The following is a 26,616-nucleotide window of genomic DNA, read 5'->3' as shown; positions in this document are numbered from 1 at the left end:
GCCGCCGCGCACCAGGCCGACCGCGCTCAAGCGCCCTGCCCCGCGTTCAGACGGGCGAAACGCGCAAGCAGGCGCTCGGCGCGATCGCGCAGGTCATCCACGTCGTCGTGGAAGGCGGCGAGCTCGGCCTTGCCGACCAGGTCGCGCGATTCCTCGGTGAGGTAGTCGACGGTGTCGCGGCTGAAGCCGCGCACGAATTCGCCGCCGGCCTTGAGCGCCTCGCCCAGCACGCGCGCCACCTGCGGCCCGATCACCGGTCCAAGCAGGTCGGCGAAGGGCTTCTCGAAATCAGGATCGAAGCGCTGCGCGAGATGCTGCAGCGTGCGCGCCAGCTCGGCGTCGCCGTTGATGCGGACCTTGCCGACCGGCGGCGCACCGCTGGCGCGGAAAAAGGGAAGCTGGGACAGCACGCCCGAGAGCGTGGCGCGGATGCCCAGGTCGGGCTCGTCGGTGGGCGGGCCCACCTGCAGCCGGCCCTCGTGCACCGTGATGTCGAGGGCCACCGGTGGGGCCTCCAGCGCCAGGCCGATACGACGACCGCCGAGGCGCGCGAGCGCCCCGGCGGTGTCGGGATCGAGGGCAACCAGTCGGTTGAGCGCCAGTTCCAGCGCGCGGCCGGCCAGGGGCTTGAGGGCGTCGAAGGGGGAGGCGGCTTGCGTCATGCCGCCATTCTAGCCATCCGGCGTGATGCCCGGGGGTGGGCCGTCAGGTGGCCTTCTTGAGGAAGGACACGACCGCCAGGATCAGGAAGATCACGAACAGCACTTTGGCGATCGTGGCTGCCATGCCGGCCAGGCCACCGAAACCGAGGACGGCCGCAATGATGGCGACCACGAGGAAGATCAGCGCGTAATGGAGCATGGTTGCTCTCCTGTTATTGGGGGATGCCTCTGATGGGCAACCCGACCCTAGCCCCCGCTTCCTGACCGCGGGGTTAAGCGCAGGATCGTCCTCAGGCGCGGTTTATGCTCGCCTTCACGCGGAACTAGCGAGCGCCCGCGCGCCACCAGGCGGCCAGGCGCGCCAGGCCTTCCGCGGTGGACAACCGCGGCACGTAATCGAAATCGCGGCGGGCGGCGGAGATGTCGTACCAATGCGGCGTCGACAGCTGTTCGGCGAGGAAGCGCGTCATCGGTGGCTCGCCTTGAAGGCGCAGCAGCGTCCACGCGGCCTCGAGCACGGCGCCCGCCGCGTACGCCACCGGGTACGGCACGCTGCCGGTGACCGGCGGCACGCCCGCGGCGGCCAGCATGTCGTTGACGATCTGGCGCACCGGCCGCGGCTCGCCATTCGAGATGAAATACGCCTTGCCCGCACAGGGCGCGCCTGGCACCAGCGCCTTGAAGGCATCGACGTGTGCCTGCGCGGCGTTGTCGATGTAGGTGGTGTCCATGCGGTTGTGGCCGCCGCCGACGAAGCGCAGGCGGCCCGCGTTCGCGCGCTCGACCAGGCGCGGCAGCAGCTGGGTGTCGCCCGGGCCCCAGATCAGGCGCGGGCGCAGCGCCACGGTGGCGAGCGTGGCGTCGTTCGCGGCCAGCACCTCTTTTTCCGCGATCAGCTTGGTGGCCGGATACGGCGCCCGGAAGTGCTCGCCGTAAGGCGTGTTGTCCTCGTTGCCGCCTTCCACGGGTGTGCGGCCGCTGTGGGTGACGCTGGGCGTGGACGTGTACACCAGCCGCGCGATGCCGTGCGCGCGCATCGCCGCCAGCACGTTGCGCGTGCCGGTGACGTTGGCGCTGAAGTAGCTTTCCACGCTTCCCCACGCGCCGGCCTTGGCGGCGTTGTGGAAGATGGCGTCCTGGCCCGCGAAGGCGGCGAGCACCGCCGCGGCGTCGGCGAGGTCGCCGCGCACCTGGCGCACGCCCATCGCCTCGAGCGCCGGCGAGTGGCTGCGCTGGAAGCTGGTGACGTCGTGGCCTTCGGCCTGCAGCGCCTTGCACAGGGCCTGGCCGAGGAAGCCGGCGCCGCCGGTCACGAGCACTTTCATGCGTTCCTCCGCGGCACGCGCGGCTGCTTCGCGGCCCAGGCCGCCAGCTGCTCGCGGCCGATCTTGGCGTTGTGGCGGATGTCGACCGGGAAGCCCGGGTGGATCAGGAAATCGTGGATGCGCGCGGTGTGCACATAGCCCATGCCGAGGCGATAAAGCTCGTCGAGCACGCGCTCGTGCTCCGACATCGGCAGGTTCGGCGCCATCTCGACGCAAAGCACGGGCCGTTGGTCGTTGCCCTCGCCCACGCCGACCAGCGCGGTGCGCGCGACGTCGGGATGGGTGTTGAACACCGGCTCGACCTGCTCGGTGTAGAGGTTGCCCAGCGCCGTGCGCACGCGGTGCGACTTGCGGCCGCAGAACCACAGCCGGCCCTCGGCGTCGAAGCGGCCGAGGTCGCCCATGCGGTGCACCACGCGCGTGCTGCCGTCGGGCAGGGTCTCGCGGATCTTCGCCAGCGCGGTCGCCTGCGGGCGGTTGAAGTATTCGTCGGTGGCGGTGGGGCCGGCGACGGTGATCTCGCCGATGGCTTCCGCGCCCAGCACCTGCGCCTGCGACCAGTCGGTGATCGCGGCGTCGGTGATGGCGATGATGCGCACCTCGTTCGGCGGCACCGGGCGGCCGACGCAGGTGCCGGCGCCGTGTTCGGTGGCATCGCGGGTGGACTGCAGTTCGCGGCCTTCGATCACCGCGACGGGCAGGCACTCGGTGGCGCCGTAGGGCGTCCAGAACTGCGCGTCGTCCGGCAGCAGGGCGCTGATGCGCGCCACCACGTCGGCGGGCACGGGCGCGCCGGCGGAGGTGACGCGGCGCAGGCCGTCGAGCTTCTGGCCGTGGTCGGCCAGCACCTTCATCAGCGCCGGCGAGCCAAACAGCTGGTCGACGCCGAAGGCCTTCATCGCGTGCAGCAGCTTGCGCGGGTCGGCCTTGGCGGGCCGGGTGGGATCCATGTCGGGGATGATCGAACTCAGGCCCAGGGCCGGGTCGAACAGCGCGAACGGCGGGAAGGTCGGCATGTCCACGCCACCGGGCCGGATGCCGAAGGCGTCGCGCAGCAGGTCGATCTGCGCGACGAAGTGGCGGTGGCGGTAGACCACGCCCTTGGGCACGCCGGTGGAGCCGGAGGTGAACAGGATCGCGGCGACGTCGTCGCCCGCGGTGTCGGCCAGCTGCGGGCCCGCGCCGTGGCCCGCGACTTCGACCTCAGCCAGCGTCGCGCCGCCCCAGAACCAACGGCGACCCACCGTGATGCGCGTGCGCACCGACGGCGCCCAGCGCAGCAGTATCCGCGCGAACTGCGCCAGCGGGATGCCGATGAAGGCCTCGGGCTTAGCTTCGCCGAGGCACTGCTTCAGCGCGCGCTTGTCGATGCCCGGATCCACCAGCACCGGCACGGCGCCCGCCTTGAACAAGGCGAACATCAGCAGGAAGAACTCGGGCGAGGGCCGCACCATCACCACCGCGCGGGTGCCGCGGCCGATGCCGTGCTTCGCGAGTCCCGCCGCGATCGCGTCGGAGCGCTGGTCGAGTTCGCGGTAGCTGAGCGTGAGGTCGTGGCGGGCGAAGCCGCCGGGCCCGCGCGAGCCCGGGCAGCGCATGGCGACGCGATCGGGCGCCTCGGCGGCCAGCCGCGGCAGCGCGGCGGCGATGTTGCAGGCCGCCGTCATCTCACAGCAGGTTGCGGTCGAGGAAGTCGCGCAGGCGCGGCACCAGCACCTCGTGCTTGTCCTCGAGCACGTAGTGGCCGGCGTCCTCGTAGACCTGCTTCTCGGCGCGCGGCAGCGCCTCCTCGAAGCCCTTCAGGAAATGGTGGTCGAACACGAAGTCCTGCAGGCCCCAGCCCAGGTAGGCGGGGCGGTCGGCGTAGGACGCCAGGCGCTTGCCGGCCTCTTCCACCAGGTCCCAGGCGCGGTCGCCCGGCGCCAACGGGATGTCCTGCACGAAGCGCAGGGTGGAGATGCGGTTCTTCCAGCTGTCGTACGGGGCCTCGTAGGCCTTGAGCACGTCGGCGGGCATCTTGCGCACCACGCCCTGGCGGGTGGCGCCGGCCGCGAAGGCGTTGAAGCCGCGGATGGCGAGCGCGCCGAGGTTGTAGTCGCGGCCCAGCTTGAGCTGCCAGGGCAAGGGCTTGCTGGCCGGCAGCGGGAAGGACGCGGTGTTGAGGATGATCAGGCGCTTGATGCGGGCGCCGTGCTTGAGCGCCCAGCCGAAGCCGATCATGCCGCCCCAGTCGTGCACCGCCAGGGTGAGGTCGTCGCCCACGCCCAGGTGGGTCAGCAGGCGGTCCAGGTCCTGGATGCGGCTGCGCAGGGTGTAGCTGTAGGCCTTGTCGTCGGGCTTGTCGGACAGGCCCATGCCGATGTGGTCGGGCACGATGCAGCGGTAGTCGTCGCGCAGGCCCAGCACCAGGTGGCGCCAGTAGTACGACCAGGACGGGTTGCCGTGCAGCATCAGCACCGGGTCGCCCTCGCCCTCGTCCAGGTAGGACTGGGTGAGGCCATTCGGGTGCACGAAGGACTTCGGGACGAAGGGATAGTCCGGGAACGGACCCTTGGCGAGGACGCGCGCCTGTTCGGCGCTGAGGGTGGTCTGATTCATGGCCCCGGATTCTACGAGGAAAAATGTACCAGGTTCATTTATTCGGGCCGGATGCTGGCAAAGGCGTGCGATCTCGGCCGAACAAATGAACCTGGTACATTTTTCCCCGGCATCACCGGGCGACTCGCTATCCTCGGCGGAGCACACCCCGGAGCCCGTCCATGAAGCGCCCCCTCGTCCTTGCCGCGCTGGCCCTGGTCGCGCTCGTCCTGGGCTGGACCGGCCTGCAGTCCCTGCGCGGCCCGGTGCTCGACGGCTACCCGGTCACCGCCCGGCCGCTGGTGCAGACCGTGGTCGCCACCGGCCGGGTGGCGGCGGTGTCGCGGGCGCAGGTGGGCAGCCCGGTTACCGCGGTGGTGGTCGAGCGGCGGGTGGAGGAAGGCGACGTGGTGCAGCCGGGCGACGTGCTGGCGGTGCTGCGCGCGGATGACCTCGAAGCCGCCGTGCGCGAGGCCGAATCCGCCCTCGCCCAGCTGCAGCAGGCGACCCGCCCGCAGGCCCAGGCCGCGCTGCGCGAGGCCGAGGCCCGGCTGGCCCAGGCCAGCCGCGAGGCCGCGCGGCGCCGCGACCTGTTCGCCCGCCAGCTGATCGCCCGCGAAGCCCTGGAGCAGGCCACCCAGGCCGAGACCACCGCCCGCTCCGCCGCCGAACAGGCCCGCCTGGCCGCCACCGCCCTCGCCGCCGGCCAACCCGCCGAGGCCGCCGCCCGGGCCCGGCTCGAAACCGCGCGGGCCCAGCTGGCCAAGACCACGATCCGCGCCGAAGTGGCCGGCACCGTGCTCACCCGCAACGCCGAGCCCGGCGACCTGGTGCAGCCCGGCCGCGTGCTGTTCGAGATCGCGCGCGCCGGCGACACCGAGATCCTGCTGCCGCTGGACGAGAAGAACCTCGAGGTGCTGGCGCTGGACCAGCCGGCGATGTGCGTGGCCGATGCCTTCCCCTCGCGCCCCTTCCCGGCCCGCGTCAGCTTCATCGCGCCCAGCGTGGACCCGCAGCGCGGCTCGGTGGACATCCGGCTCACCGTGTCGCCCGCGCCTGATTTCCTGCGCCAGGACATGACCGTGTCGGTGAACGTGGAGACCGGCCGCCGCGAACGCGCCATCGTCGTGCCCAACGACGCCCTGGCCACCACCGACGACGGCCGCGCCGAACTGTGGGCGGTGGTGGACGGCCGCGCCGTGCGCCGCACCGTGACGCTGGGCCTGCGCGGCCTGGCGATGACCGAGGTCACCGAGGGCCTGGCCGAAGGCGACCGGGTACTGGCCGACGCCAAGGCACCGGTGGCCGAGGGCGACCGCGTGCGCGCGCGCGACAGCGCGCTGCCCGCCGCTGCCGGCGACGCCGCCACCCGCAACGAACTGCCGGCCAAGCTCGACTGACGCCGATGTGGATCGAATGGACCATCGCCACCCGCTTCCTGCGCGAGGGCAAGGCGCAGAGCACGCTGATCCTGGTCGGCATCGCCACGGGCGTGGCGGTGATCGTGTTCCTGACCGCGCTGATCACCGGCCTGCAGGGCAACATCATCAACCGCACGCTGGGCACGCAGGCGCATATCCGCGTGCAGCCCACCGAGGAAACCAACCGCATCCTGGCGCCCGCCGACGGCAGCGTGCAGCTGGTGCTGGAGAACAAGCGCGCGCAGCGGCTGCGTTCGATCAACAACTGGCAGCAGGTGCGCGACGTGCTGGACACGCTGCCGCAGGTGACCGCGGTGTCGCCGGTGATCTCAGGCCCGGCGTTCGCGCGGCGCGGCGAGGCGCTGGAGTCGGTGGCGCTGGTGGGCATCGACGCCGGGCGCTACCAGCGCATCATCCCGATCCAGGACGACGTGGTGGCCGGCGTGTTCCGCATCGGTGCCGGCGACACGGTGATCGGCAAGCAGCTGGCCGCCGACCTCGGCATCCGGGTGGGCGACAAGCTGCGGCTGGATGGCGGCCAGGGGCGCGAGAGCGTGGTGAACGTGGCGGGCATCTTCGAGCTGGGCGTGCGTGAACTGGATTCGCGCTACGTGTACCTGGACATGAAGCAGGCGCAGTCGCTGCTGGACCTGCCGGGCGCGGCGACCGTGATCGACGTGACCGTGGACGACATCTTCGCGGCGAAGTCGATCGCGGCGCGCATCGGCCGGCTGACCGGGCTCAAGTCCGAGAGCTGGATGGAGACCAATGCCCAGCTGATGAACGCGCTGCGCTCGCAAAGCCTGAGCACGCAGATGATCAGCCTGTTCGTGGCGCTGAGCGTGGCGCTGGGCATCGCCAGCGTGCTGTCGGTGAGCGTGGTGCAGCGCACGCGCGAGATTGGCATCCTGCGCGCGATGGGCACCACGCGGCCGCAGATGCTGCGGGTGTTCCTGATGCAGGGCGCGATCTTCGGGCTGGCGGGGTCGCTGGTCGGCGGGGTGGCGGGCTATGCGCTGGTGGGCGCGTTCAACACGTTCGGGCCGAAGCTGTTCTTCATTCCCGTGAGCCCGTGGCTGCTGGTCGGCGCGGCGGCGCTGGCCACCGTGACCGGCATCGTGGCGGCGGCGGTGCCGGCGCGGCGCGCCTCGGGCCTGGACCCGGTGGAGGCGATCCGCCATGTCTGAGACGCATGACGCCGGGCAGGAAGTGCTGCGGCTCGCGGGCCTGCGCAAGAGCTACAACGTCGGCAAGCCGACCGAGGTGGAGGTGCTGCACGGGCTGGACCTGCGGCTGCAGCGCAGCGACTTCGCGGCGCTGGTGGGCGCCTCGGGCTCGGGCAAGAGCACGCTGCTCAACGTGATCGGCCTGCTCGACCGCCCGACGCAGGGCGAACTCTACCTGCTCGGCCAGGCGACCCGCGGCATGGACGATGCCGGCCGCACGGCGCTGCGCGGCAGTGCGATCGGCTTCGTGTTCCAGTTCCACCATTTGATCCAGGCCTTCACCGCGCTGGAGAACGTACTGATGCCTGTGATGGTGGCGAGCGGCAAGCCCACGCGCGAGCAGCTCGACCGCGGGCGGGCGCTGTTGGCCGACGTCGGACTGTCGGGCCTTGAGCACCGCAAGCCCGACCAGCTCTCCGGCGGCCAGCAGCAGCGCGTCGCCGTCGCCCGCGCGCTGGTCACCCGCCCTGCCCTGCTGCTGGCCGACGAACCCACCGGCAACCTCGACAGCCAGTCCGCCGGCGAGGTGTTCGAACTCTTCCGCAAGTTCAACCGCGAGTTCGGCTGCGCCGTCCTGCTGGTCACCCACGACCCGCGCCTGTCGGCCCGATGCGACCGCACCATCACCCTCGTCGACGGCCAAATCCGCTGACCGCAAATGAACCAGGTTCATTTGCCCGGACGAACGGTTCGAGCCAGGCACCTTAAGCAAATGAACCTGGTTCATTTGCGGTCAGGAGGTTCGGGAACTGGCGGGGCTGGGAGCGCAGGTATTGCGGGGGCGCGGTGACGCTGGCGCCCAGGTGCGCGGCGGCGTGCCAGGGCCAGCGGGGGTCGTAGAGGATGCCGCGGGCGATGGCGATGAGGTCGGCGTCGCCCGTGGCGACGATGGCCTCGGCGTGGTCGTAGTCGGTGATCATTCCGACCGCGACCACGGGGATCGCCACGGCCTGCTTCACCGTGCGCGCGTGCGGCACTTGGTAGCCGGGGCCGACGGGGATCTGCTGCGCGGGATGCAGTCCGCCGGTGGAGACGTGGATGGCGCTGCAGCCGCGCGCCTCGAGCGCCTTCGCGAAAGCCACCGTGTCCTCGGTGGACCAGCCGCCGGCGACCCAGTCGGTGGCGGACACGCGCACGCTGACCGGCCTGTCCGCCGGGAAGGCCGCGCGCACCGCGTCGAAGACGTCCAGCGGGAAGCGCATGCGGTTCTCCAGCGAGCCGCCGTACTCGTCGTCGCGCCGGTTCGACAGCGGCGACAGGAACTGGTGCAGCAGGTAGCCGTGCGCGGCGTGGATCTGGACGGCGTCGAGCCCCAGGCGCGCAGCGCGGCGCGCGGCGGCTGCGAAGGCGTCGCGCACCTCGTCCATCTGCTCGGGCGTCATCGCCACGGGGGCGTTGTCGGTGTCGTGGAATGGCAACGCGGACGGCGCGACGGTCTGCCAGCCGTGGGCGTGATCGGGCGCGATCTGCCTGCCGCCTTGCCACGGCAGGTCGGTGGACGCCTTGCGGCCGGCGTGGGCCAGCTGGATCGCGATCGGCATCGAAGACCATCGGCGAACGGACTGCAGCACCGTCGCCATCGCCGCCTCGGTGGCGTCATCCCAGAGCCCGACGTCACCGTAGGAGATCCGCCCTTCGGGAAGCACGGCCGTGGCCTCGATCGTGAGCAGGCCGGCGCCCGACAGCGCCAGCTGGCCGAGGTGGATCACGTGCCAGTCGGTCATCCTTCCGTCCACCGCCGAGTACTGGCACATGGGCGCGATGACGATGCGGTTGGCGAGCGACAGCGCGCCAACGGAAAGCGGTTCGAAGAGTTTGGGGGTAGTCATGCCGGCCTGCTGTGTGCGCAGAAGTCGAATCGGCCGACGCCACCGGCGAATACCCAGGCGACGTACTGGTCGTAGAGGTGCACCGGGTCCTGGACCAGGCGGATCGATGCGAAGTCTCCGTCATGCACGTGGAAAACCCGCTGCGTCGCGCTGCGCTCCTGGACGAACAGCAGGTCGCCCTCCGTACCCTGGGCCTCTTTCTCCCGACTGTCCAGGACGCAGGCGAAGGACTTCCAGACCAGGCCATCGGGGCGCGGCACCGCGTCCGGATCGGCCACCGCGGACAGCCCCGCCTTCATGGTCTTTGGCGGCACGGCGCTGCCAACCTGGTCCGCGCGAAGCCACACATGGATCATCGCCGGCAGCACGCGACTCTGCAGCGGATCCCCCGGCAACCGATCCATGACTTCCAGGCCGGCGATCGTCGAGTAGTACGCCTCGGCAATCGGTGGCGGAAGCGCCGCATAGCGAAACCAGTACACGCTGCGCGCGCCTGCCTCGGCGATCGAGTCCCCCCGGAAGTACGCGCCGACACGCACGTACCGCTCGCCGGCGCCGACAAAGGCATCACAGAGCCAAAGTGGTCGGTCAACCGCGTTCCTCGTCGTGCGCTCGCAGACCAGGAGCTCGGGCCCCAGCGCCTGCAATGCCGAATAGGCCGTGCGTTGGTGCGCCGCGAGGGGCGCGAACACCGTTTCCACTCCCCCGGCCAACAGGCTGGCGACGTCTTCGATGTCGGATTCTTCGAACGGGTCCCGGGCCCGCCGCAGGTGCGGCGCGAGGTCCTCAGCCCGGGCGGTCACCCGGTCGTAGTATCGAGCGATGTCTTGCCGGCTCGTGAACTTCATCGATGGATTCCTTATCCGCGCAGGGTCCGCAGGTGCACGCTGGTTTCGCTGGCGCTCACGCCCTCGATGCCGCGGATGCGCTCGAGCGTGGCGGAGAGTTCGGTCAGGCTGCCCACCCGCAGTTCGGCCAGCAGGTCCCAGCGGCCGTTGGTGTCGTGCAGGGCAGCGACACCGGGTTCGCCGAGCAGCGCGCGGATGACGCGGTGCTGGTTGCCTTCGACGGCTAGCGAGGTCCAGGCGCAGATCTCGTCCGGGGCGGCATCGGGGCGCAGGCGGACGGTGTAGCCGGCGATGACGCCCTCCTGCTGCAGCTTCGCCATGCGGTTGGTGACGGTGCCGCGGGAGACGCCCAGGGCCTTGGCCAGGTCGGCGACCGCGGCGCGGCCGTCGTGGCGGAGCTTGGCGATCAGGCGCTGGTCGAGGTCGTCCATCTGGACACTCCGGCATTTCTTACTGCCGTTTTAGCAGGTTTCTGGCTAAAACGTAGCATTCTTGCCATTTCGCCCTGGCACCCGGGTCCGGACAATGGCCTCACCGAATCGCCCACCCGGAGCACCCCGATGGCCATGACCCAGCTCACCACCCAGGACCTCACCCGCATCGTCGCCGCCAACGGCCTGCCGGCCCTGCTCGGCCGCCTGGTCGACTACCTGGAGGCGGACTTCCGCCGCTGGCCGGAGTTCGACAAGAGCCCGCGCTCGGCCGCGCACTCGGCGCTGGGCGTGATCGAACTGATGCCGGTCGCGGACGCGAAGGAATACAGCTTCAAGTACGTCAACGGCCATCCGGGCAACACCAAGCTGGGCCTCTCGACCGTGGTCGCGTTCGGCGTGCTGGCCGACATGGACACCGGCATGCCGACCCTCATCAGCGAGCTGACCCTGACCACCGCGCTGCGCACCGCCGCCACCTCGGTGATGGCCGCGAAGCTGCTGGCGCGCAAGGACGCGAAGACGATGGCGCTGATCGGCAACGGCGCCCAGAGCGAGTTCCAGGCCCTCGCCTTCCACCACCTGATGGGCATCGAGGAAGTGCGCGTGTTCGACACCGACCCGGCCGCCACCGACAAGCTGGTGCGCAACCTGGCCGTCGCCGCGCCCGCCCTGCGCGTCGTGCGCAGCGCCGGCGTGGCCCAGGCCGTGCGCGGCGCCGACATCGTGACCACGGTCACCGCGGACAAGGCCAATGCCGACATCCTGACGCCCGAGATGATCGAGCCCGGCATGCACATCAACGGCGTGGGCGGCGATTGCCCCGGCAAGACCGAGCTCGCGCCGGAGGTGGTGGCGAATGCGTCGGTGTTCGTCGAGTTCGAGCCGCAGTCGCGCATCGAGGGCGAGCTGCAGCAGATGCCGGCCGACTTCCCCGCCACCGAGCTGTGGGAAGTGCTGACGCTGCGCGCCGCCGGCCGCCGCAACGGCGCCGAAGTGACGCTGTTCGATTCGGTCGGGTTCGCGCTCGAGGATTATTCGGCCCTGCGCCTGGTGCGCGATTGCGCCAAGGAGCTGGGCCTGGGCCACGAGGCCGGCCTGATCCCGGTGCTGCGCGATCCGAAGGACCTGTTCGGCGAGCTGGCGGCGGCGCCGGCGATCGCGCGGCTCAAGGTGGCCTGACGCGTCGCGCGCGCCCGCGCAGCAGCGGGCGCGCGTCGATCTTGTCGACGGCAGGTGGTCGACCCGGCCGGGCCGTGGTGGCAACGGGGGACACCGGGTGCTAGCGTCCCGGGTGCAGGGAATACCGCGCCGCGAGGAAGCCGCCATGACCGCACCCATCGCCCGCAACACCGTTTGCCTTTGGTACGACGGCGGCGCACTGGACGCCGCCCGCTTCTACGCGGAGACCTTCCCCGACAGCCAGGTCGACGGCATCTTCAAGGCCCCGTCCGATTTTCCTTCGGGCAAGAAGGGCGACGTGCTGACGGTCACCTTCACCGTGCTCGGCCTCCCCTGCCTCGGACTCAACGGCGGCCCGGCCTTCCCGCAGACCGAGGCATTTTCGTTCCAGGTCGCCACCGGGGACCAGGCGGAGACCGACCGCTACTGGAACGCCATCCTCGCCAACGGCGGCCAACCCAGTGCCTGCGGCTGGTGCAAGGACCGCTGGGGCGTGAACTGGCAGATCACCCCGCGCGTACTCACGCGCGCTCTCGCCGATCCGGATCCCGAGGTGGGCCGGCGCGCGTTCGAAGCGATGATGACGATGACCTGCATCGACGTGGCGGCCATCGAGGCGGCGGTGCGGGGCTAGTCGGTGGAGCCGGCGCTCGAGTCGTCGGCCTTGCTCTGGCGTGCCGTCTTCTTGGTCGCGCTGGCGAGTGCGTCGCCCGCCGTCGCGGATGCGGCTGCGACGCCGCGTGAACTCGATGCTGCCGGCGAGCGCCGCCAGTTCAACCTGTTCTTACCGCCCGATGCAAAACGTGCGCCACTGGTGATCACGCTGCACGGCCACGGCCAGACGGCGGGGCAGATCGAGGCGATGTCGGGCTGGAACGCGGTTGCCGCCGCGCACGGCGCCGCGGTGGCCTACCCGCTGTCGCGGGGCGAGCGCTGGCGGATCTTCGGGCCGCATAGCCCCGACGTGTATTTCCTGCGCGCACTCATCGACGCACTGGCGGCCGAAGGCCTGGTCGATCCCGCGCGCGTGTTCATGAATGGCTATTCGGGCGGCGCGCAGATGAGCTGGCGCTTTGCCTGCCAGGAGCCGACCCGCGTGGTGGCCGCGGGTTTCGTGGCCGGGGCCGCGCCCGATGACAGCGGCCTCGGCGACAAGCCGCCGGTGGTCCTTTTCCACGGCGAACGGGATTCATCGCTGCCGTACCGGGGCGGACAACGCACGCTCGACATCCCGGCGCTGGGCCAGGCCTGGGCGGCGCGCGAGGGCTGCAGGCCAACCGCTACGGTTGAAGCGCTGGACGGCCCGAAGCAGCGCGCGGAAGGCGTGCGCCGGCATCGCTGGGTGTGCGACGAGAAGGCCCCGGTGGTGCTCTACAGCTTTCGCCGCGGCGAGCACGACTGGCCCGGGCATGCGCGCAGCCACGGCAGCCGATCGGTCGACGCGACGGCGGTGATGTGGGCGTTCTTCGAGGCGCACGCGCCGACCCGCTGAGGGCAACGTCTGCTCAGGCGCCGGACTGCCTGGCCCGGATCTCCGCCAACAGTCCCTCGGGATCATCCACGCCGAGATGGATCCGCTCGACCGGGCGCGACCCGAACAGGCCGGGCAGCGACGTCCCTGCCTTCAGTTCGATCCGCACGTTCGCCTCGCCCATCCCCACCATCCGCAGCTCGCCACGGGCGCGCCGCACCGCGCCGCAGGTGGGCGATACGGAGGCGATGGCGTCCCAATCCAGCCGCAAATCGGTGGCGACGCCGTGGCGAAGCTGCAGGCCGTCCTCGGTGACGCTGACGGGCCGCAGCTGCGTGGCGCGGTACTCGGCCAGCAGGAACAGGAAGCCGTAGGCCGACAGCGCGGTCACGACCAGGGCCACGAACGGATCGAACATCATGAGCAGGAGGTGCGCGACCGGCAGCTCGGCGCCCACCAGCACCAGGAAGGCGAACTGGTTCGAAGCGTTCATGCCCTGCCTGCCGACGCTGAAATGCCGATGCCCCGGGAACGCGTGGCGCACCGGACGCCGCGCGAGCGCGTACAGCCAGAGGCGCCCCTCGAGCTGGAGCACCCGCGCGAACGCGGTATCGCCAAAGCGCTGCCTGATCGCCTCCGCCAGGGCGAGCTCCAGGTTCTGCCCGTGGCGCGCGTTGAACACCGCGCGCAGCAGCATCACCAGCACGCCGGCCTGCACCAGCAGCACGCCCACGATCAGCAGGAGGCGCAGCTCTTCGACGGTGCGCCAAAGGAGCTTGCTGTCGGCCGGGAGGATCAGGCTGCCGGCCAATGCGCCCAGCCCCGCGACCGCCGCGGCTTTCAGCGCCGCGGTTCGCCAACCCTGGCGCCAGTGCAGCGCGAGGCAGACCAGCGGCAGGAACAGCAGCAGGTCGAACATCACCGGCCATTCGGGCGCGGGCGCGCCGGCCAGCGAAGGGTGTTGGTGCACCAGCACGGCGTTGGCCGCGATCACCGCCGCCGCGAAGGCGGGGAATGCCCAGCGGAAGCGAGGTGTGGCTTGCGGGCGCGTCGCGGTCATTCGGGAACCGGCATGCGTTCGTGCAGGTAGGCGTAAACGAGGCCAGCCGCCGGTGGATCCAGGTTGCTCAGCACCACGATGGTGAGGTCGAGCTGCGGATAAACCCGCAGGTGCGCGTTCATGCCCGGCGCCATGCCGCCGTGGCCGTAGCTCGCCAGCGCGCCCTCGCCCACGACTTCGAAACCCAGGCCCTGCCAGCCGCTCTGCAGGCGCGTGGCTTCGGCCACCATCGCCGGCGACAGCAGGCGGCCGGCCTGCAGCGCCTGCACGAAGCGGTGAAGATCGCGCACGGTGGCGTAGCCGCCGCCGGCCGGCGAACCGCGGAACGGCAGCGTGTCGCCGTTCGGCACCCAGGCCTTGCCCTGGCGCAGGTACCCCACGGCGCGGCCCTCCACCGGCGTGGTCTCCGGCAGCGAGCCCGTGCGCGCCATGCCCGCGACATCGAGGATGTGTTGCTGCACGTAGGCGTAGTAGTCCTGACCGCTGGCGCGTTCGACCAGCGCGCCCAGCACCATGAAGCCCAGCGAGGAGTACTCGGTCTGGCTGCCGGGCTCGAAGGCCAGCGCCTGGCCCGCGTACTGCGCGAGGTAATCGGAGGGCGTGCGCATCGCGTCGCGCCGCGCGATGAATTCGGCGGGCGACTTGAACTCCGGCGATTCACCGAACCCGATTTCGCCGACGCCGGCGCGGTGCGTGAGCAGGTGGCGGATCGTGACCTTCGCCGCCGCGTCCGGATTCGGACAATCCGGGAGGTACTCGCCGATCGGGGTGTCGAGCGCGAGCTTGCCCGCCTCGACCAGCTGCAGCACCGCCACCGCCGTCACGATCTTGTTCATCGAGCCGAGGCGGAAGCGGGTGTCGATGGTGTTCGGCGTGCCCTGCGCGCGGTCGGCCAGGCCCCAGGCCTGCTCCAGCAGGATCTTGTCGCCGCGGGCCACCAGCACCGCGCCGCTGAAGCGATCCTGCCTGGCCAGCGCATCGGCTCGCGCCACCACGGCGGCGATCGCGGCCGCTTCGTCCAGACGCGGCGTGGGCAGGTACTCCACGTCCAGCGCGGTGATGCGGTGCGGCGTGCCGGGTTCGACGGTGAGATCGAAACGGAGGCGGCTGTCGGGCAGCTCCACTTCCTGCAGCGTGGCGGACAGCTGGTTCGGCGACGCGGACTCAAGCGCGACCAGGGTGAAGCCGCCGGTCTCCGCGCGCTGCTGCAACACATCCTCGACCGGGGTTTCGCGTTCGTAGGTGCGCTGGAACTCGCCGATGCGCGTGGCGTCGGCCGCGTTGAACGAGGTGAGCCACTGGCCGAAGACCTGGCCCGCTGGCGTATCGGGAACCGGGGGTTGGCCCGCGGCGAAGGCCGGTGCCAGTGCCAGGGCGGCGATGAGGATCAGGGCGAGGCAAGGCGGGCGGATCATCGGTGTGGCCGCAGGGACGATGGCGCCGAGTCTGACACAGGCGGGTGGGCGGTCCGGCAGTGCCGAGGGAAGGCCGGAGCGTCTGCGCGCGGGCTGGCGCTGGAATGCAAAAGCCCGCCGGGGGGGGCGGGCTTTCGTGGCGAGGGGGCTTCCCTCTCCCCGGCCCTCTCCCCGAGGGGAGAGGGAGAAGTGCTGGGGTTACCAGACCACTTCGGCCATCGAGCAGTTCAGGCCGGAGCCGATGCCCAGCAGGGCGACGCGGTCGCCCTTCTTCAGGCGGCCCATCTCGCGCAGCTTGCTCAGCACGATCGGCACCGAGGCGGGGCCGATGTTGCCGTGCTCGTTGAAGATGGTGAGCACCTTCTTCGGGTCGATGCCGAAGGCCTTGATGAAGGCCTGGGTGTGCACCTGGCTGACCTGGTGGATGACGAACTCGTCGAGTTCATCCACCACCCAGCCCAGCGCCTGGCGCGCCGCGCCGAAGGTGGCGGTGGCGAGCTTCAGGCCTTCGATCAGCAGCATGCGGGTGTCGGTGACCATGCGGTCGAGGTTGCCGCGGCACAGGGTGTTCCACTGCGTGGCGGCCTTGGTGACGCCGCCGCGGTACTTCGGCGCGTCGGGGGTGAGCTCGGCGCGCGAGAGCACCATGGCGGCGGCGCCGCAGCCCAGCGTCAGCGTGGCCAGTTCGTTGCGGAACTGCTCTTCGGTGACGTCGGGCGCGCTCAGGCGCTCGATGGTCTTCTTGTACGCGAGGTTGGCGGTCTCGCCATCCACGACCAGGGCGTACTCGATCTCGCCACGCTCGATCATGCGGCTGGCGATGTCCATGCCGTTGAGGAAGGCGAGGCAGGCGTTGGCAACGTCGAAGTTCTGGCAGTTCTCGCCCAAGCCCAGGTTGCCCGAGACGATGGACGCGGTGGACGGCTCGAGGAAGTCGCGGCTGACGGAGGTGTTGACCAGCAGGCCGATCTTCTCGCGCGGCACGCCGGCGTCGGCCAGGGCCTTCTCGGCGGCCAGGGTGGCGGCATCGGAGGCCTGGGTTTCGTCGTCCCACAGGCGACGGGCGAAGATGCCGGCGATGTCCTGCAGCACGTCGGTCTTGATGCCCAGCCGGTCCATCGTGGGCTGGAGCTTGGCATTGAGGTCGGCGGAGCTCAGCCGATGCGGGGCATCGATGTGGGCGAGGCCGGCGATGGAGACGTGCTGGAACAGCATGGGCAGGATTCGCCTTGAGGGAAACCCGTCAAAGTTACCTGTTTACAACCGTCCTCTCAACTTCCGCGGCCCCGGGATGTGAAGAACCGTGCCCGGCGCCTCAGTCGGCGATCGGGTAGGTTTCGGCCTCGCCCTCGGCCGCCGGGCGGGGCGCCGGGGCACGGGTGCCGAGGCTGGCGCTGCCGCAGCTGAAGGCCAGGAAGCGCTGCTCGCCATCCATCGGCTGGCCCTTGGGCTGCACGGTGTCGGCGCCCAGGCTGGGGGCCTCGTTGCGGGCCAGGGTCTCGAGCTCGTCGCGGACCTTGAGGTCGTTGCGGTCGTAGGGGCCAAGGCGGTCCTTCACCGAGACCGACACTTCGCCCCGCTTGGTGCAGGCCGAGAGGTCCTGGTCGGCACGGGCCACGCGCACTTCCTTGGCACCGGGCGCCATCTTCACCCAGGTGCAGGCGGAGGCGAGGGGGATCAGCAGCAGGACCAGGGCAAGCTTGCGCACGTTGTCTCTCCAAAAGAACACGGGCGGGATTGTCGCCCCGCCCGTGCTGAACCGGCAATGAGTCCGGCGGCTTACTTCGCGGCGGCCACCGGCTTGCCGTCGGCATCCACCACCTGCACCTCGCCGAGGTTCAACGCACGCACGCCCGCCTCGATCTTGGACAGGTCGCCCACGATCACCCAGGTCAGGGCCTCGGGCCGGATGGCCTTGGCGGCCTCCTGCACCACGGCCGGGGTCAGGGCCTCGATCTCGGCGCGGCGGCGGACCACGTAGTCGTCCGGGCGCTGGTAGCGGACGATGCCGCCGATGGCGCCGAGCACGGCGTTGGCGGTTTCGTACGAACCCGGCAGGCTGCGGATCTCGGTGGCCTGGATCTTCGCCACCTCGGCCGCGGCCGCCGGCACCTGGCCGGTGGTGTACTCGGTGATCTCGCGCTTGAGCTCGGCGATCGACTCGCTGGTCTTGTCGATCTGCACCGCGGCGAAGGCGATCCACGGGCGCTGGCCCAGCGCGGCCTGCACGAAGCTATAGGAACCGTAGGCCCAGCCCTTGTCTTCGCGCAGGTTCATGTTCAGGCGCGAGCTGAACTCGCCGCCCAGCACGGCATTGGCGATCTCGAGCTCGGTGGCCTGGTCATCGCGGGTGGAGGGCACCAGCTGGCCGACGTAGACGTTGGCCTGGATGGCGCCCGGCTGGTCGACCAGGAACACGCGCGGCTTGGCCGGCAGGGCCACCGCCGGGATCGCCGCCTGCGCCGCGGCCTGGCCTTCGCCCTTCCAGCTGCCCAGGTGCTTCTCGAGCACCGGGGTGATCTCGGCCAGCGTGGTGTCGCCGACGATGACCAGGGTGGCGCCTTCCGGACGCACCCAGCGCTGGTGGAAGGCCACGAGGTCGTCGCGGGTCAGCGAGGCGATCGAGGCTTCGGTGCCGGAGCCGCTGAACGGGATCGCGTACGGATGGTTCTCACCGTACATCAGCGGTGGCAGCAGGCGCAGCGCCGCCGCGTTCGGGCGGGCCTTCTCCTGCTTGATGCCGGCGATCCAACTCTGGCGGACGCGCTCGATTTCCTTCTGGTCGAAGCGCGGCTCGCGCAGCATGGTGGCGAACAGGGCGACGGACTCGTCCAGGTTTTCCTTCAGGGCCGACAGATAGGCGCTGCCGCCGTCGAGGTTGGCGGAGGAACCCAGGTTGGCGCCGAGGGCCTCGGCGCGATCGCCGAAGGTGAGGGCGTCGTAGTCACCGGCGCCTTCGTCGAGCATGCCCATCGTGAAGCTGGAGGTGCCGAGCTTGCCGCCCAGGTCGGCCGCGTAGCCGCCGTCGAGCTGCAGGTTCATCTGCACGACCGGCAGGCCCGGGCGCTCGGCCAGGATCACCTTCATGCCGTTGCTGAGCTCGGTGCGCTGCAGGGCAGGGAAGGCCAGCGACGGGAAGGTTTCGGTGACCGGCACGCCCTTGCTGCGGTCCACGCCGGTCTCGACCACGGTGTACTTCTTGTCGGCGGCGGGCACGGCGGTGGCGGCCGGCGGGGTCACGCTGGGCGCCTCGACGGTGGGCACGCGCTCGCCGGGGGTGACGACGATGGTGTGGTCGCCCTTCGACAGCCAGCGGCGGCCGGTGGCGAGCAGGTCCTTCGCAGTCGCGGTCTCGAGCGTGCGCAGGCTGTCGCGGAAGCAGCCCGGGTCGCCCGCGAACACGGCGCACTCGGCCAGCGCGTCGGCCTTGCCGCCGAAGCCGCCGATGCGCTCGATGCCGCGCACGAAGCCGGCCTTGTACACGGTGCGGGCCTGCTCGAGCTCGGCGGCGGTCGGGCCGTCGGCCAGGATCTTCGCCAGCTCTTCGTCCAGCGCCTTCTCGACCGTGGCGACGTCCACGCCCTGCTTCACGTCCACCTGGATGAAGAACAGGCCGCCCAGCAGGTTCGGCCAGGCCGCGGCCGACACGTTGTCGGCGAGCTTGTCTTCGAACACCAGGCGCTTGTCGAGGCGCGAGCTGCGCGAACCGCCCAGCACCTGGGCCAGCAGCTGCAGGTGCTCGACGTCGGGCTTGCCGTACTCGGCGGTGTTCCAGGCGCGGTAGACGCGGGCCTGCGGCACTTTGTCGGTGAAGGTGTCGCGGGTGGAAGTGGTGCGCGGGGCCGGGTCGACTTTCGGCTGGGCCATGGTCGGGCCGGCCGGGATGTCGCCGAAGTACTTCATCGCCTTCTCGCGCGCGGTGGCGACATCGATGTCGCCAGCCAGCACCAGCACGGCGTTGTTCGGGCCGTACCAGGTCTTGAAGAAGCGCTGCACGTCATCGAGCGAGGCGGCGCTGAGGTCGGCCATCGAACCGATGGTGGTCCAGCTGTACGGGTGGCCTTCCGGGTAGCTGGCCTTGAGCAGGCGCTCGAAGACCTGGCCGTAGGGCTGGTTCTCGCCCTGGCGCTTCTCGTTCTGGACGACGCCGCGCTGCTCGTCGAGCAGCTCCTGCGTCACCGCGCCGAGGAAGTGGCCCATGCGGTCCGATTCCATCCACAGCGCCATGTCGAGCGCGGTGGTGGGCACGTTCTGGAAATAGTTGGTGCGGTCGGAGTTGGTGGTGCCGTTCTGGTCGGTGGCGCCCACCAGTTCGAACGGTTCGAAGAACTCGCCCTTGTAGTTCTCGCTGCCCTGGAACATCAGGTGCTCGAACAGGTGCGCGAAGCCGGTGCGGCCCGGCAGCTCGTTCTTGGCGCCGACGTGGTACCAGATATTGACGGCGACGATCGGCGCCTTGCGGTCGGTGTGCACGATCACGCGCAGGCCGTTGGGCAGGGTGAACTGCTCGAAGGCGATGTCGGCGACCAGCGCGGGCTGCGCCTGTTCCTTGGCCACGGCGTCCGGGACATGCAGCGGCGAGAGACTGGCGACGGCAAGGCCGACGGCAAGGGCAAGCGCGCTGGCGCGCGGACGGCGGATCGAGGTCATGGGCTACCTTGTAGGCTGACTTCCGGCACATGCCGGGGGATTCGGATGCTAGCCTGCCTTGACGGTCCTTACACTAGGCCGAAGGCCATAGTGGCGCCGCGATGAGCACATCCCCTTCACAACGCGCGGTCGTCACCGGCGCCAGCCGCGGCCTGGGCCTCGAGTTCGTGCGCCAGCTGCTGGCGCGCGGCGCGCGCGTGGTCGCGACCTGCCGGCGCCCCGCATCGGCCGACGAACTGGCCGCGTTGGCGAAGGCGCACCCCGGGCAGCTGCAGGTACTGGCGCTGTCGGTGGACGACGAGGCGAGCCGCCAGGCCTTCGTGCAGGCGCTGGCGGGAATGCACGACGGGCTCGAGCTGCTGGTGAACAACGCCGGCGTGCTCGAGCGCGGCGAGCGCTTCGGCGAGCTGCGCGCGGACGTGATGGCGCGCACCTTCGCCACCAACGTCACCGGTCCGATGCTGCTGGCGCAGGCGCTGGCGCCGCTGCTGGCGCGCGGCACGCGGCCGCGCGTGCTCAACCTCGGCTCGAAGCTGGGTTCGATCGCGTCCACCGCCGCGTTCGGCACGCCCAGCTACAACATCAGCAAGGCGGCGCTGAACATGGCCGGCGTGCTGATGGCGCACGCGATGAACCCGATGGGCATCGGCGTGGTCACCGCCAGCCCGGGCTGGGTGCGCACGGCGATGGGCGGCGAGGGCGCCGAGCTGTCCGCCGACGAATCGGTGCGCAGCCTGCTGACGCTGGTCAATGACGTTCCGGGCCTGCCGGCCGGTGTTTTCCTGGATCGGAATGGAGAAACGCTGCCATGGTGAAGCGACTGCTGGTGCTGGCCTGCCTGTGCGCGCCGACGACGGCGCTGGCCTCGCTCACCTTCGAGGAAGGCGTGGCGCGCGAGCCCGACAGCGACCGCCTGCTGTATCGCGAGCAGCACCTCGTGCGGCGCCAGGACGGCGAGCCGACCGAGCGGCTGGTGCTGTATCGCTGCGGCGACGGCACGCCGTTCGCGCGCAAGCGGGTCGACTACCGCGGCTCGGCGGTGGCGCCGGAATTCGTGTTCGAGGACGCACGCATCGGCTACCGCGAGGGCCTGCGGCGCCGCACCGGCGTCGAGTCGCTGTGGGTGCGCGAAGGGCGGGGCGAGGCGGAGCGCAGCGCGCCGCTGCAGGACGACACGCGCCTGGTCGCCGACGCCGGCTTCGATGAATTCATCCGCGACAACTGGACGCCGCTGGTGGCGGGCGAATCGGTGCCGCTGCGCTTCGCGGTGCCGTCGCGGCTGGAGTCGCTGGGCTTCAAGGTGAACCGCCAAGGCAGCGCGCAGTTCGGCGGCGAACCGGCCGAGACCTTCCGCCTGCGGCTGGGCGGCCTGCTGGGCTGGATCGCGCCGCACATCGACGTGGCCTACGGCCGCGACAGCCGCCGGCTGCTTCGCTTCGAGGGCCTGAGCAACCTGCGCGACGACGACGGCGAGTCGCAGCTGGTCGCGCGCATCGAGTTCCCGACCCCGGCGCGTGCCGCGACCGAGGCGCAGTGGCAGGCCTTCGCCGGGCAGCCGCTGTCCGCCTGCCGCGTCCGGGCCTGAGCGCGGACACCGGCGGACACCCGCCGGACACGCGCAAGTGCTTGCTTTGAAAGGCCCGCGCGGCTGGCACGAAACCTGCTGAGGCAGGGGTATCCCGCCACGGACCTCCGACCATGCGCTTCGCCACGCCGCTCCGCCGCAGCTTCTCCGCCCTCCCCCTGCTGGCCGTGGCGGTCGCCGCCTTCGCGCCGGCGACGCCGGTGCCGGTCGTGGTGGCGGCACCCGCCGCGATGGAAGCCGGCTGCGGCCAGGCGGAGCCGGTCGGCGCCCTGGGCCTGGCGCGCATGCCGGGCGACCTCGGCGGACTGGGCCGGCGGCTGCGCTGCGCGGGCTGAGGCGCGGGCGATAATGCCGGGATGATCAACGTCATCCTGTTCGAACCCGAGATCCCGCCCAACACCGGCAACGTGATTCGCCTCTGCGCGAACACCGGCGCGGCGCTGCACCTGGTCGAGCCGCTGGGCTTCGACTTCGAGGATGCGAAGCTGCGGCGCGCGGGGCTCGACTACCACGAGTTCGCGAGCGTGCGGCGGCACGCATCCCTGGCCGATTGCCTGGCGGCGCTGGGACGGCCGCGGGTGTTTTCGTTCAGCGCGCGTTCCAGCGTGCGCTTCGATTCCGTGCAGTACCAAACGGGGGACGCTCTGTTGTTTGGTCCGGAGACACGCGGGCTTCCCACGCACGTCATCGATGCGATCCCCGAAGCGCAGCGCCTGCGTTTGCCGATGCGCGCGGGCCAGCGCAGCCTGAACCTGTCGAATGCCGTGGCGGTCGCGGTGTTCGAAGCGTGGCGCCAGCATGGATACGCGGGATCGCTTGGGGCATGACTGATGGCAGGGCAAGGGCGAAAACAGCGCGTCGTTAATGTTCCGTTACTTTGCGATTCGCATACTGCGCCCCAGTCCGACGCATTCCGGTGCGTCGGGCGCCCCCACAAAAAAAGGATCCATCCCATGAAGCGTTCCCTCTTTGCCCTGGCCCTCGCTGCCGCGATTCCGTTCTCGGCGCAGGCCGACGACAAGCTCAGCTACACCTACATCGAAGGCAACTACAACCACGTGAACCAGGAGCTTCCGTCCCCGCTCGGCACCATCGACGGCGACGGCGACGGCTTTGGCGTGCGCGGTTCGTTCGAGTTCGGCGAGTCGGGCTTCTACGGCTTCGGCGGCTACCAGCAGGCGGACGTGGAGTTCACGCTGCCCGGCTCGCGTCCGGAGCTCGACATCAGCCAGACCGAACTGGGCCTGGGCTATGCCCACGACCTGTCGGACAACCTGGACCTGATCTCCGAGCTGGCCTGGAATGACTTCGACATCGACGATTTCGGCAGCGAAGACGGCTACCGCGCCTCGGTTGGCCTGCGTGGTTCGTTCACCGAGAACTTCGAGGGCCTGATCAAGGCCAACTACAACGACGGCGACAACGCCGACGGCGATTTCTCGGGCACCCTCGGCGCCCAGTACAAGTTCACGCAGACCTGGGGCGTGGTCGGCGAAGCCACCATCGGCGACGACTACGAGATCTACACGGTCGGCCTGCGCGCCAGCTTCTGATCCAACCGCTCCAAGCAACACCAAAAAGCCCGGCTCACGCCGGGCTTTTTTTTTAATCAAATGGACCTGGTTCATTTGATTTGCGTGGCGGCGGCGGCGAAGGCGACGAAGACCCCCAGCAGCAGCCACGCGCACAACACGGCGCCGCCGGCCGCGGTTCGCGCAGGGGCGTCCAGCGACGCGTCGCGGGCGGCGGCGTGGGCGGTGCGGAGCAGGGCGGGGGCGTGGCGCCACAGCGGGGTCGCGACCAGGCCGCGGGCGAGGGCGAATTCGGCCAGCAGGTGCAGCAGGGTGGCGGTGAGCAGGACGACCGCCAGCAGCAGCACGCTGACGAGGACGATCATCGCGGCTTACTCGAACAGGCCTTCGGGATACTCGGGCTTCTGTTCGCGCGAGAGCAGCATGCGCAGGCCCTCGATCGGGGTGATTTCGTCGTGCAGCACGCGCTGCACCAGGTCGGAGATCGGCAGCTCGATGCCGTGGCGATGCGCCAGGCGCATCACTTCGTCGGCGGTCTGCACCGACTCGACCACCTGGCCGATCGCGGCCACGGCCTCGGCGATCGACTGGCCGCGGCCCAGCGCCAGGCCCAGGCGCCGGTTGCGGGAGAGATCGCCGGTGCTGGTGAGCACCAGGTCGCCGAGGCCGGCCAGGCCCATCAGCGTTTCCGCGCGGCCACCCAGCGCCACGTTCAAGCGCAGCATCTCGTTCAGGCCGCGGGTGATCAGGCCGGCGCGCGCGTTCAGGCCCAGCTGCATGCCGTCGGCGATGCCGGTGGCCACGGCCAGCACGTTCTTCATCGCGCCGCCCAGCTCGGCGCCGAGCATGTCGGTGCCGGTGTAGGCGCGGAAGGTGGGGCCGTGCAGCGCTTCGGCCACCTGGCGGGTGAACTCTTCGTCGTCCGAATGCACGGTGACGGCCGTCGGCAGCCCCTGCGCCACTTCCTTGGCGAAGGACGGGCCGGTGACCACGGCCAGCGGCACGCCATCGCCCAGCACGTCGCCGGCGACCTCGTGCAGGAAGCGGCCCGAGCCGGGCTCGAAGCCCTTGGTGGCCCAGGCCACGCCCGCGTGCGCGCGGCGATGTGGCGCCAGTGCGTGCAGGGTTTCGGTGAAGGCGTGGCTGGGCGTGACCACCAGCACCAGGTCGGCGCCCGCGACGGCCTCGCCCAGGTCGCCGGTGGCGACCAGGGTGTCGGGCAGCGGGATGCCGGGCAGGTAGCGGGTGTTCTCGTGCTGGCCGTTGATCGACGCGACCTGGGCCGCGTCGCGGCCCCAGATCACGGTCGGGTGGCCGTTGCGCGCAATCAGCGACGCCAGCGCCGTGCCCCAGGACCCGGTCCCGAGGACGGCGATGGCCGGCTTGGCGGTGCTCATGGGCGCCGCGCCGGGATCAGGCGTTGCCGCCCTCGGGGAGCTGCGCGGCCTGGGCCTGCGCCTGCTCGGCGCGACGGCGCAGGCCTTCGGCGTACAGGCCCTCGAAGTTGATCGGCTGCAGGTAGAACGGCGGGAAGCCGCCCTGCACGACCAGGTCGCTGATGGTCTGGCGCACGTACGGGAACAGCACGTTCGGGCAGTAGGTGCCCAGCATCATGTCCAGGGTGCGCTCGTCGAAGCCCACCAGGCCGAACAGGCCGGCCTGCTCGACTTCCGCCAGGTAGATGGTCTTGTCTTCGATCTTGCAGGTCAGGGTGATGCCCAGGGCGACTTCGAACAGGCCTTCGGCGATGCGGGCGACCTTCTGGTTGAGGTTCAGCTCGAGGTTCGGCTGGCCCTGCTCGTTGAAGACGTGCGGCGAGTTCGGCACCTCGAAGGACACGTCCTTGACGTAGATCTTCTGGATGGTGAACTGCGCCTGGTCGGCGCCGGCGGCGCCATTGTTCTGCTCGGCCATTACGGCAACTCCGGTCTGAAAGTCGTGGAAAGGTCGGCGATTATCGCACGCCGGGCGGGGCTCAGGCCTTGCCCTTGGCCAGCGGCAGGCCCGCGGCGGTCCAGGCGCCGATGCCGCCGTCGAGCACGCTGACCTGCTTGAAGCCGGCCTTGACCAACTGCTGCGCGGTGCCCGCGGCGGTCACGCCGGCCGCGCACACCAGCACCACCGGCGACTCCTTGGCCTTGGCCAGCAGTTTGCCGGCCGGGTCCACCTGGCTCGGCAGCAGGTGCCTGGCGCCGGTGATGTGGCCCTTCTCGAACTCGGCCTGGGCGCGCAGGTCCACCACCAGGGCGTTGTCGCGGTTGATCAGGTCGGTGAGCTGGGCCGGGGTAACGCCCTTGAAGCCGCGGAACAGCCGCATGACCTCGGTGACCACGAGGGCCAGGGTCAGGCCGACGAAGGCGATCGACAGCAGGGGGTTTTGTTGGACGAACTCGAGCAGGCGATCCATGGCGGGCGGGCGGTTCCTACGGCAGGGGCGGCATTATGGGCGCCGCCGCCGCCGCGGGCAAAGCCGGGTCAGCGGGTGGCGTCCAGGTCGGGCAGTCCGGACATCAGCCACCAGCGCTTGGCCTCGGCGTCCCAGCGCCAGGTCTGGCGGTCGGTGATGACCTTCTCGACCTGGGTATTGCGGTTGACCACGCGGATCTCAACCACCTGTTCGTAGGTGTCGGGGGCCGGCTCGGAGCCGGACTTGACCTCGTAGCCCGAGACCTGGAACTGCTTGTAGCGCTCTTTCTCGAGGTCGGTCAGCGGTTTGGCCTCGAGCAGGGCCGGGTCGATGAAGCCCATCGCGAGGTCGAAGTCGCTCCAGCGCACGGCGCTGACGTAGTGGTAGAGCGTCTGGTCGCGGGGACTGCGCTGCACGGCCTGGCTGGCGCAAGCGGCGAGGACGACCAGCCCGAGGGCCAGCGCGAGGCGGAAGAGGCGAGGGGCGTTCATGCGGCCATTATGCACAAAGGCCGCGGGACCGCCCGGGACCGCTCAGGGCGCCCGCAGGGCCGCGAACCGGCCGCTGAATTCGGCCACGGTCGCGCCCTCGGGATCGGTGACCCGGGCCAGCAGCTGGGCCCGGGCCCGGCCGCGTTCGCGGTAGCTGCGCAGGAAGGCGTCCCAGTCGGTGCCCTCGTCCAGCCAGGCCTCGGCACCGAGGTCGGCCACCAGCGGCTTGAGGTACCTGAGCTGGCTGTCGGCGACATAGACCTCGGCCTTGATGCCTTCCGCGCCCAGCCGCAGCGTCAGCAGGCCCCAGGCCGCCAGCGTCGCGATCGACGCCATGCTGCCGCCGAACACCGTGCCCTTGTCATTGATGTTGGCGGCCAGCGGCGCGCGCAGGCGCAGGCGCTGGCCGTCCCAGCCGGCGCTTTCGATGCCCATCGCCGCGACGGGCGGCATGGCGCGGTAGCAGGCGTCGAGTTCTTCGAGGGTCTTCATGCGGTGACGTCG

General features: G+C 70.5%; 30 protein-coding genes. 11 read left to right on the top strand and 19 right to left on the bottom strand.

What is annotated here, in order from left to right; translation table 11 throughout:
- Nucleotides 1-26: 26 nt before the first annotated feature.
- The 5 genes from VFV21_RS13250 to VFV21_RS13230 form a co-directional block, all read right to left on the bottom strand.
- Nucleotides 27-662, bottom strand: coding sequence for a ubiquinone biosynthesis accessory factor UbiJ (locus VFV21_RS13250; RefSeq protein ID WP_329669891.1), 636 nt, complete (start codon nt 660-662; stop codon nt 27-29).
- A 43-nt stretch (nt 663-705) separates the two neighbouring features.
- Nucleotides 706-861, bottom strand: a complete 156-nt coding sequence (locus VFV21_RS13245) for a DUF1328 domain-containing protein (protein ID WP_329669890.1) — start codon at nt 859-861, stop codon at nt 706-708.
- A gap of 124 nt (nt 862-985) precedes the next feature.
- The gene (gene oleD, locus VFV21_RS13240) at nt 986-1,987 is read right to left on the bottom strand and encodes a 2-alkyl-3-oxoalkanoate reductase (protein ID WP_329669889.1); all 1,002 of its coding nucleotides are present in this window, start codon (nt 1,985-1,987) and stop codon (nt 986-988) included.
- Entirely contained in the window at nt 1,984-3,654 is a 1,671-nt protein-coding gene (gene oleC, locus VFV21_RS13235) for an olefin beta-lactone synthetase (RefSeq protein ID WP_329669888.1), read from the bottom strand. The genes oleD and oleC overlap by 4 nt, the downstream gene beginning before the upstream one ends.
- Before the next feature lies 1 nt (nt 3,655).
- On the bottom strand, nt 3,656-4,585 hold the full coding sequence (locus tag VFV21_RS13230) for an alpha/beta fold hydrolase (protein ID WP_329669887.1): 930 nt from the start codon (nt 4,583-4,585) through the stop codon (nt 3,656-3,658).
- Nucleotides 4,586-4,746: 161 nt separating this feature from the next.
- Between VFV21_RS13230 and VFV21_RS13225 the strand changes: the two genes are divergently transcribed.
- The 3 genes from VFV21_RS13225 to VFV21_RS13215 are packed head-to-tail and all read left to right on the top strand — an operon-like array spanning nt 4,747 to nt 7,863.
- The gene (locus VFV21_RS13225; RefSeq protein WP_329669886.1) at nt 4,747-5,964 is read left to right on the top strand and encodes an efflux RND transporter periplasmic adaptor subunit; all 1,218 of its coding nucleotides are present in this window, start codon (nt 4,747-4,749) and stop codon (nt 5,962-5,964) included.
- 5 nt (nt 5,965-5,969) lie between these two features.
- On the top strand, nt 5,970-7,172 hold the full coding sequence (locus tag VFV21_RS13220; protein ID WP_329669885.1) for an ABC transporter permease: 1,203 nt from the start codon (nt 5,970-5,972) through the stop codon (nt 7,170-7,172).
- On the top strand, nt 7,165-7,863 hold the full coding sequence (locus VFV21_RS13215) for an ABC transporter ATP-binding protein (RefSeq protein WP_329669884.1): 699 nt from the start codon (nt 7,165-7,167) through the stop codon (nt 7,861-7,863). Before VFV21_RS13220 ends, VFV21_RS13215 begins: the two co-directional genes overlap by 8 nt.
- 52 nt (nt 7,864-7,915) lie before the next feature.
- On the opposite strand, the gene VFV21_RS13210 is transcribed toward VFV21_RS13215, so the two are convergent.
- Genes VFV21_RS13210 through VFV21_RS13200 form a run of 3 tightly spaced genes read right to left on the bottom strand, consistent with a single transcriptional unit; the run spans nt 7,916 to nt 10,319 of the window.
- Complete coding sequence (locus VFV21_RS13210) at nt 7,916-9,040, bottom strand: NADH:flavin oxidoreductase/NADH oxidase (RefSeq protein ID WP_329669883.1); 1,125 nt, start codon at nt 9,038-9,040, stop codon at nt 7,916-7,918.
- Nucleotides 9,037-9,888 carry a hypothetical protein gene (locus tag VFV21_RS13205; RefSeq protein WP_329669882.1) on the bottom strand — a complete coding sequence of 284 codons (852 nt, stop codon included), beginning with the start codon at nt 9,886-9,888 and terminating at the stop codon, nt 9,037-9,039. Before VFV21_RS13205 ends, VFV21_RS13210 begins: the two co-directional genes overlap by 4 nt.
- Before the next feature lie 11 nt (nt 9,889-9,899).
- Nucleotides 9,900-10,319 (bottom strand): Lrp/AsnC family transcriptional regulator, encoded by a 420-nt coding sequence (locus VFV21_RS13200; RefSeq protein WP_329669881.1) that lies wholly within the window; start codon nt 10,317-10,319, stop codon nt 9,900-9,902.
- Nucleotides 10,320-10,448: 129 nt separating this feature from the next.
- On the opposite strand from VFV21_RS13200, the gene VFV21_RS13195 reads away from it, so the two are divergent.
- From VFV21_RS13195 to VFV21_RS13185, 3 genes are all read left to right on the top strand, one after another.
- On the top strand, nt 10,449-11,501 hold the full coding sequence (locus VFV21_RS13195) for an ornithine cyclodeaminase (RefSeq protein ID WP_329669880.1): 1,053 nt from the start codon (nt 10,449-10,451) through the stop codon (nt 11,499-11,501).
- A gap of 145 nt (nt 11,502-11,646) precedes the next feature.
- On the top strand, nt 11,647-12,135 hold the full coding sequence (locus VFV21_RS13190) for a VOC family protein (RefSeq protein ID WP_329669879.1): 489 nt from the start codon (nt 11,647-11,649) through the stop codon (nt 12,133-12,135).
- 30 nt (nt 12,136-12,165) lie between these two features.
- The gene (locus VFV21_RS13185) at nt 12,166-12,993 is read left to right on the top strand and encodes an alpha/beta hydrolase family esterase (protein WP_329669878.1); all 828 of its coding nucleotides are present in this window, start codon (nt 12,166-12,168) and stop codon (nt 12,991-12,993) included.
- A 13-nt stretch (nt 12,994-13,006) separates the two neighbouring features.
- On the opposite strand, the gene VFV21_RS13180 is transcribed toward VFV21_RS13185, so the two are convergent.
- From VFV21_RS13180 to VFV21_RS13160, 5 genes are all read right to left on the bottom strand, one after another.
- Complete coding sequence (locus VFV21_RS13180; protein WP_329669877.1) at nt 13,007-14,032, bottom strand: hypothetical protein; 1,026 nt, start codon at nt 14,030-14,032, stop codon at nt 13,007-13,009.
- A complete protein-coding gene (locus VFV21_RS13175) occupies nt 14,029-15,447 on the bottom strand; it encodes a serine hydrolase domain-containing protein (protein WP_329669876.1) in 1,419 nt (472 codons plus the stop codon). The genes VFV21_RS13180 and VFV21_RS13175 overlap by 4 nt, the downstream gene beginning before the upstream one ends.
- Nucleotides 15,448-15,645: 198 nt before the next feature.
- Nucleotides 15,646-16,662, bottom strand: a complete 1,017-nt coding sequence (locus VFV21_RS13170) for a 3-oxoacyl-ACP synthase III (protein WP_034212769.1) — start codon at nt 16,660-16,662, stop codon at nt 15,646-15,648.
- Between the two features lie 100 nt (nt 16,663-16,762).
- Nucleotides 16,763-17,155 (bottom strand): DUF4156 domain-containing protein, encoded by a 393-nt coding sequence (locus tag VFV21_RS13500; protein ID WP_414638587.1) that lies wholly within the window; start codon nt 17,153-17,155, stop codon nt 16,763-16,765.
- 71 nt (nt 17,156-17,226) lie between these two features.
- Nucleotides 17,227-20,097, bottom strand: coding sequence for a pitrilysin family protein (locus tag VFV21_RS13160; protein ID WP_329669875.1), 2,871 nt, complete (start codon nt 20,095-20,097; stop codon nt 17,227-17,229).
- Between the two features lie 101 nt (nt 20,098-20,198).
- Between VFV21_RS13160 and VFV21_RS13155 the strand changes: the two genes are divergently transcribed.
- The 5 genes from VFV21_RS13155 (at nt 20,199) to VFV21_RS13135 (ending at nt 23,235) form a co-directional block, all read left to right on the top strand.
- Nucleotides 20,199-20,912, top strand: a complete 714-nt coding sequence (locus tag VFV21_RS13155) for an SDR family NAD(P)-dependent oxidoreductase (protein ID WP_329669874.1) — start codon at nt 20,199-20,201, stop codon at nt 20,910-20,912.
- Nucleotides 20,906-21,682 (top strand): hypothetical protein, encoded by a 777-nt coding sequence (locus tag VFV21_RS13150; RefSeq protein ID WP_329669873.1) that lies wholly within the window; start codon nt 20,906-20,908, stop codon nt 21,680-21,682. Before VFV21_RS13155 ends, VFV21_RS13150 begins: the two co-directional genes overlap by 7 nt.
- Nucleotides 21,683-21,795: 113 nt before the next feature.
- Entirely contained in the window at nt 21,796-22,017 is a 222-nt protein-coding gene (locus tag VFV21_RS13145; protein ID WP_329669872.1) for a hypothetical protein, read from the top strand.
- Between the two features lie 21 nt (nt 22,018-22,038).
- Nucleotides 22,039-22,509, top strand: a complete 471-nt coding sequence (locus VFV21_RS13140; protein WP_329669871.1) for a tRNA (cytidine(34)-2'-O)-methyltransferase — start codon at nt 22,039-22,041, stop codon at nt 22,507-22,509.
- Between the two features lie 126 nt (nt 22,510-22,635).
- The gene (locus tag VFV21_RS13135; protein WP_329669870.1) at nt 22,636-23,235 is read left to right on the top strand and encodes an outer membrane beta-barrel protein; all 600 of its coding nucleotides are present in this window, start codon (nt 22,636-22,638) and stop codon (nt 23,233-23,235) included.
- A gap of 71 nt (nt 23,236-23,306) precedes the next feature.
- On the opposite strand, the gene VFV21_RS13130 is transcribed toward VFV21_RS13135, so the two are convergent.
- The 6 genes from VFV21_RS13130 to VFV21_RS13105 all read right to left on the bottom strand — a co-directional run bounded on the left by VFV21_RS13130 (nt 23,307) and on the right by VFV21_RS13105 (nt 26,604).
- Entirely contained in the window at nt 23,307-23,579 is a 273-nt protein-coding gene (locus VFV21_RS13130) for a hypothetical protein (protein WP_329669869.1), read from the bottom strand.
- Nucleotides 23,580-23,585: 6 nt separating this feature from the next.
- Nucleotides 23,586-24,611 (bottom strand): NAD(P)H-dependent glycerol-3-phosphate dehydrogenase, encoded by a 1,026-nt coding sequence (locus VFV21_RS13125; protein ID WP_329669868.1) that lies wholly within the window; start codon nt 24,609-24,611, stop codon nt 23,586-23,588.
- A 16-nt stretch (nt 24,612-24,627) separates the two neighbouring features.
- Nucleotides 24,628-25,128 (bottom strand): protein-export chaperone SecB, encoded by a 501-nt coding sequence (gene secB, locus VFV21_RS13120; RefSeq protein WP_329669867.1) that lies wholly within the window; start codon nt 25,126-25,128, stop codon nt 24,628-24,630.
- A 61-nt stretch (nt 25,129-25,189) separates the two neighbouring features.
- The gene (locus VFV21_RS13115) at nt 25,190-25,621 is read right to left on the bottom strand and encodes a rhodanese-like domain-containing protein (RefSeq protein ID WP_329669866.1); all 432 of its coding nucleotides are present in this window, start codon (nt 25,619-25,621) and stop codon (nt 25,190-25,192) included.
- 68 nt (nt 25,622-25,689) lie between these two features.
- Entirely contained in the window at nt 25,690-26,112 is a 423-nt protein-coding gene (locus VFV21_RS13110; RefSeq protein ID WP_329669865.1) for a hypothetical protein, read from the bottom strand.
- 42 nt (nt 26,113-26,154) lie between these two features.
- Entirely contained in the window at nt 26,155-26,604 is a 450-nt protein-coding gene (locus VFV21_RS13105) for a YiiD C-terminal domain-containing protein (RefSeq protein WP_329669864.1), read from the bottom strand.
- Nucleotides 26,605-26,616: the final 12 nt, after the last annotated feature.

Origin of the sequence: Arenimonas sp. (assembly GCF_036275555.1) — a bacterium.
In the GTDB taxonomy this organism is placed as follows: Bacteria; Pseudomonadota; Gammaproteobacteria; order Xanthomonadales; family Xanthomonadaceae; genus Arenimonas.
This window is presented reverse-complemented; position numbering and strand designations above follow the sequence as displayed.